The following is a 5,256-nucleotide window of genomic DNA, read 5'->3' as shown; positions in this document are numbered from 1 at the left end:
TGGAAGTAGCTTGTTGAACTGGAAACAAATCGACTAAAGGAGATTTGTTCTATTTCAACAATGACAGGAAACTTATGGCTAATTATTTTTGACAAAAGACTTGGTTTTTATCTCAGTTCTTTGTTAGGCAACGTTTTTATTTCCGTAATGCTTTATTTCGTTCAGTTCTGATTCTTTAGATTCTTTTTCCTCTTCGATATCATAATCATCTTGAAGTCCGAGCCAGAACTTTGCTGAATTCCCAAAATATTTACTCAATCGTAAAGCTGTGTCCGCAGTAATTCTGCGATTTCCTTTTATGATTTCTGAAATTCGTGTTTGTGGAATTTTCAAGTCTTTGGAAAGTCGGTATGCCGTGATTTCCAAAGGCTCAAGAAATTCGTAATTCAAGATTTCTCCTGGGTGTACATTTGCTAACTTTTCCATTTTTTCTTTTTTAATGATAATCAATTATTTCTACCTGGCTTGCATTTCCATTATCCCAAATGAAGATAATCCGCCATTGTTTATTAATCCGAATACTATAAAATTCACTTAATTTTCCAGTCAGTTTTTCAAGTCGGTTTGAGGGCGGAATTCTTAAATCAGCAATGTCCTGCGAGTTGTTCAGCATTCTCAATTTCCGACGTCCAACGTTCTGTATTTCAATCGGCATTTTTTTAACTCGAATACCATTCCAAATTTGTTCTGTTTGTTTCGAGCCAAAAGAAATAATCATAGTTTTGTTTTACGTTACTAACGTCAAAGATAAGTAAAATACTTGTTCTGTGCAGATTTTTTTTTTCAAATGTTGCCTAACGTTCTCTGGTATGGCAAGTAGCATGCAAATAATCACTAACCATTCCAAGTTGGTTTTATGATTTTAAATATACAAAAACTTTGGATTAAGCACTTAAAAGCTACCTGCCTGCCCGACCGGCAGGCGGGTTTGTTATACTAGTTGTTATGGTGCGTTTTTTTTAAGCTGACATTGGTTTCACATTTATTTGTCCGCCAATGGCTTTCAGTACTTTCATTATTGTTCCAAATTGTGGTTTTGATCCGTCAGACAGAGCTTTGTAAAGACTTGGTCTGCTTATTCCGGTTTTCTCCGCAATTTTAGTCATTCCGATAGACTTTGCGATATGCCCGATTGCTACTATCAAATCAGAACTGTCTCCATCTTCAAGAACTGTATTCAGATATTCCGCAATCATTTCTTCACTGTCTAAATAGTCCGCTATGTCAAATTTTGTGGTTTCCATATCAATCATTTTTTATTCTGTTCCAGATTTTTTTGGCTTTCTCGATGTCTTTTTGTTGAGTCGATTTATCTCCGCCGATTAAAAGAATAACAATTTTGTTATCTTTTTCCTTAAAATAAACTCGATAACCTTTAGCATAATTAATTTTCATTTCGCTAATTCCGCCACCGACAGGTTTACAATCTCCGAAATGTTCATCCGTTTCAAGTTTTTGGATTCAAAAAAGTATTTTTGATTTTGCCCGAATGTCTTTCAGCTTTCTAATCCACTTGTCAAATTCAGATGTTTTTTCGATAATTACCATTCAAACCTGTATTCATTTGGATACAAATATAATTAACTTTTTGGATATGGAAAGAGAAAATTGTTTTATTCGAGCGGGTTATCAAAATGCATCACAACGGTAAGTATATGAAAAATATGCGATTGCGGGCTTCAAACTTATCAAGCCGATACAATTTTGAAGCGGACTACAACCCTTAAATTTATTGCTATTTCGCCTATTTTGTATATACATTGTTACCTGCTGTACTTTTATTTTTCCAGTTTTCAAATGTCATTTCAAATTTTATCTCTCCTTTTCCGTGAGTTCCAATTTCAGTCCATCCCAATTTTCTATAAAAAATTTCGGCTCTTGTATTTGGGACAGTTCCCAACCATAGACTTTTAGAAGTTTGGTTAAAATACCAATTTAACATCAAGTCGTGCAATTGCCTCCCAATTCCTCGTTTGTCAAAATTTGGGTGTACAAATAATGCCCAAATATTATTTTCCTTTAAGTCCGCTATTGAAAATCCGACAATTTGATTGTCAATTTCACAAACCCATCCTTTTCCTCTTTTTGTGATAAATTCCAAACAATCAGCATCAGTTACTAATTCAGGATTTGACAGAGTGTTTTCCGTTACAGAATTTCTAACTATTTGTATCTGTCTTATGTCGGCTATGTTTGCTTCCCTAAAAGTCATTTTACTTTAATTTCAGTCTTACACTATGCGTTTTGCAGGTATTGCAGGTAACGTGTTTGTGTATGATTAGTGGCGTGTTTAAGCACCTAATTTAGCAAATAAAAACCGAATAGACACGAGCGGAGCGAACTGTGTATAGCAAAAATCCGCGAGACACGAGCGAAGCGAACTGGCGCCAGCAATTTTCGTAAGTAGACGAGAACTAGCCATTAATTATACATGTTGTTAGCCACTGGCTTTTCCTTTCAGATATGTTTCAGGTGTCAAAATAGCTAAATCACTTTTTTTGAAGTCCTTTAAATTTCTTGTTAGAATGATTTTTATTTGTCCGTTTTCTATTGCCGAGAAATTTTGTAAGGCATCTTCGAGATCTTTGAATTCAGAGTTCAGAGCATTTATGACAACATTTTTATCTATTTTAACAATGTCAATTATATTTAGAAGTTGTTTTATTTTCTCTACAATAATATTGTGTTTTGCTGTTTTGCTAAGCAAATAATAGACATTAGAAATTATTACAGGAGTTGTATATCCATTGATTTCCTTTTCTGCGCAAAGATTTAGAATTTCCGCTGAATATTCTGCGAATGGTTTTCTGTCAAAAAAGAAATCAAGTAGTACATCTGTATCGATTAAAACTTTATCCATTTATAAATATTTTTTTTCTAATCGATCTTTAAGTTCTTTTTTATAATCAATATCCTTAGGCATTTTAAAAGAACCTTTTAATGATTCAACGGCTGGATTCAGTTTTTTTCTTTTGTTATTCCGTTCTTCATTGGTAAGTATTTTCAAATAGTTTTCGATAATATCTGACAAGCTGCGATTTTTTCCTTTCGCATAATTTTTTGCTCTTTCAATTATTTCTCTTTCTATTGTTAATGTCAACTTTGTGTTCATAAAAATAAATTTTTGAGTTAATCATAACAAAGTTACAAAATAATTTTTAAATACGTGTAAATATTTTTATTTTAACACGTGTTATTTGCTCGTGGCAACGGTTTGGCTATGAGTAGTTGTGGGGTTTAGCGGTTAACTTTACAAGTACACACCAAGTTGGAAATTCCGCAGGAATTTCCAAAGTATGCGAGAACAAGCAATTACTTATTGCCATTGTTGGCAACTGGCTTTTTTTATTTATAATCTTGAACCAAAACTTCAGTTGGAATGTGAAGAGTTGTGTTCAGTTTTCTAATCATATTTAAAGTAAGTTTTCTTTTTTTATTTAATATTTCACTTACTCTGCTTTTAAAGCCAACAACTTCTGCTAAATCTTTTTGATTCATTCCCATTTGTTCCATTCTGAACTTAATTGCCTCGATTGGGTCAGGCATTCCGATTGGGAAATTCTCTTTTTCGTATTGGTCAATCAAGATTGAAAGGATTTCCAATTCATCTCCTTCTTCCGTTCCTTTATTTGCATCAAAAATATCCTCAAGTCTGTTGAGTGCTTCCTGATAGTCCTTTTCGTTTCTAATTGGTAATATTTTCATAATCAGATGTTATTTGCGTCAATTTTGTCATACTCTGCGTGAGTTCCAATAAACCTTATCCAACATATCCCGTATTCAAAATTGAATTTTACAATCAAGCGATAATTATTGCCTTTAATATTGTAAACAATTCGATTGTCTTTTAAAATACTTGCGCTTGGATATTCATTCTTTAAATCGTTAATGTTTTTCCACTCCGATTTTTCGGTTTCTCTGTACCACGATTTTAATTGTGGTTCGCAATCAGCGTGTTTTTCCCAAAAATCTCGTAAAGTTCGTTTTGCAATTATTCGCACATTATAATTGTTTGTCGCAAATATAATAAAAAAGTTACCAAATTGGTAATTATTTTGTTTTTTTAGCTTGTTGCCAACGTGTTTGTGTAACAGGCGTTGCGCGGTTTAAGAACTAAGATACTTAAAAAACACAAACCTTAACGCTTGCGAGGATTTTCCGAAAGGACACGAGCACGGAGTGCGAACTGGCCGAAGGCAAAATTAGAAGCAATGCCTGTTACAAGGTGTTGCCATTAGTACTTTTTCTTCAAATCTTAAACGTCAAGCGAAAATTTTAAACTTCCACCTAATCCTTCTCTGATTATTCGCATCAAGGTCGAAAGTCGGATGTCGCTTGCATTGTTTTCAATTCTCGAAATATAGTTTTTTGTTGTTCCTACTCTTTCAGCAAGTTGTTCTTGGGTCAGATGCTGTTTTTTTCTAGCCTCTTGAATTAAGATGCCAATTTTAAATGTCTCAAATTCCTCTTGGAATTCGTTACGGGACTCAGTTCCGATTTTTCCGTACTGCTCATTTAAATGGTCATCAAACGATGTAATTCTTTTATCTGTTTTACTCATAACTTTTTTATTTTTTTGGTATTCGTGAATCTTTGATTTCATAATACTCTTTTTTAAGTCGTTCCGCTTTTTTAATTTCATTTTTTGGTGTTTTCTGCCTTTTCTTTTGAAATCCGCTCAACAGTATGATTAAATTCCCATCATCAAAAAAACAGAAGATTCTGAAAATTCCGTTTCCAGCTGAAACTCGTACTTCCCATAGTCCGTCTGTATTCGTGAGATGTTTTAAAAATTTTTCAGGAACGATTCTGGTAGTTTTAATAACCAAAAGAGTCCAGTCAATTTTCTTACGAACAGCGAGCGACTGTTTTAAATAGAAATCCTTAAAATGGTTTTCGTAAAATCCAATGTCTCTTTTAAATTCGCTCAATGTTGTTAGTCGTTAATTTCGGCTCAAAGTTACCTAAAAAGGTAACATTTTCCAAATTGTAAATGAATAATTCATGAGAAGATGGATTTTTCAGTATTAATGGCAACGTGTTCGTGTATGGAAAGTTGCGTGTTTGTGGGCGAGGATTTTCCAAAGGAAAATCGGAAGCCAGCAAACAAGCAACAAACTTTGTATTAACTAAAACTAGCAATTTTTTATACACGGCTTAAGTTTACAATTCATTAATTTTAGTACTTAATCAGAAAGAACAAAAGAGCGGAATAAGGTTACTATACACGGTGAAGTATTAAACTTCGACAACATT

General features: G+C 33.4%; 11 protein-coding genes. All 11 read right to left on the bottom strand.

Annotated features, from left to right (window positions below; all coding sequences use genetic code 11):
• Nucleotides 1–123: 123 nt before the first annotated feature.
• Entirely contained in the window at nucleotides 124–426 is a 303-nt protein-coding gene (locus FJ651_RS15550) for a HigA family addiction module antitoxin (protein WP_140991711.1), read from the bottom strand.
• 10 nt (nucleotides 427–436) lie between these two features.
• Nucleotides 437–718, bottom strand: coding sequence for a type II toxin-antitoxin system RelE/ParE family toxin (locus FJ651_RS15545; RefSeq protein WP_140991710.1), 282 nt, complete (start codon nucleotides 716–718; stop codon nucleotides 437–439).
• Between the two features lie 241 nt (nucleotides 719–959).
• A complete protein-coding gene (locus FJ651_RS15540; protein WP_140991709.1) occupies nucleotides 960–1,244 on the bottom strand; it encodes an addiction module antidote protein in 285 nt (94 codons plus the stop codon).
• 1 nt (nucleotide 1,245) lies between these two features.
• Nucleotides 1,246–1,461 carry a type II toxin-antitoxin system RelE/ParE family toxin gene (locus FJ651_RS15825; protein WP_262710598.1) on the bottom strand — a complete coding sequence of 72 codons (216 nt, stop codon included), beginning with the start codon at nucleotides 1,459–1,461 and terminating at the stop codon, nucleotides 1,246–1,248.
• Between the two features lie 283 nt (nucleotides 1,462–1,744).
• Nucleotides 1,745–2,212, bottom strand: coding sequence for a GNAT family N-acetyltransferase (locus tag FJ651_RS15530; RefSeq protein ID WP_140991708.1), 468 nt, complete (start codon nucleotides 2,210–2,212; stop codon nucleotides 1,745–1,747).
• A 225-nt stretch (nucleotides 2,213–2,437) separates the two neighbouring features.
• Nucleotides 2,438–2,860: a type II toxin-antitoxin system VapC family toxin gene (locus FJ651_RS15525; protein WP_140991707.1), complete on the bottom strand. Its 423-nt coding sequence runs from the start codon at nucleotides 2,858–2,860 to the stop codon at nucleotides 2,438–2,440.
• A complete protein-coding gene (locus FJ651_RS15520) occupies nucleotides 2,861–3,112 on the bottom strand; it encodes a DUF6364 family protein (protein ID WP_140991706.1) in 252 nt (83 codons plus the stop codon).
• Between the two features lie 233 nt (nucleotides 3,113–3,345).
• Nucleotides 3,346–3,705, bottom strand: a complete 360-nt coding sequence (locus tag FJ651_RS15510) for a helix-turn-helix domain-containing protein (protein WP_140991704.1) — start codon at nucleotides 3,703–3,705, stop codon at nucleotides 3,346–3,348.
• A 2-nt stretch (nucleotides 3,706–3,707) separates the two neighbouring features.
• Nucleotides 3,708–4,001, bottom strand: coding sequence for a type II toxin-antitoxin system HigB family toxin (locus FJ651_RS15505; RefSeq protein WP_140991703.1), 294 nt, complete (start codon nucleotides 3,999–4,001; stop codon nucleotides 3,708–3,710).
• 254 nt (nucleotides 4,002–4,255) lie between these two features.
• Nucleotides 4,256–4,561 carry a helix-turn-helix domain-containing protein gene (locus FJ651_RS15500; RefSeq protein ID WP_140991702.1) on the bottom strand — a complete coding sequence of 102 codons (306 nt, stop codon included), beginning with the start codon at nucleotides 4,559–4,561 and terminating at the stop codon, nucleotides 4,256–4,258.
• 7 nt (nucleotides 4,562–4,568) lie between these two features.
• Complete coding sequence (locus tag FJ651_RS15495) at nucleotides 4,569–4,931, bottom strand: type II toxin-antitoxin system RelE/ParE family toxin (protein ID WP_140991701.1); 363 nt, start codon at nucleotides 4,929–4,931, stop codon at nucleotides 4,569–4,571.
• Nucleotides 4,932–5,256: the final 325 nt, after the last annotated feature.

The organism is Paucihalobacter ruber (genome assembly GCF_006494535.1).
GTDB lineage: Bacteria > Bacteroidota > Bacteroidia > Flavobacteriales > Flavobacteriaceae > Paucihalobacter > Paucihalobacter ruber.
Note: the sequence above shows the minus strand (reverse complement) of the source record. Positions and strands in the feature narration are given on the sequence as shown.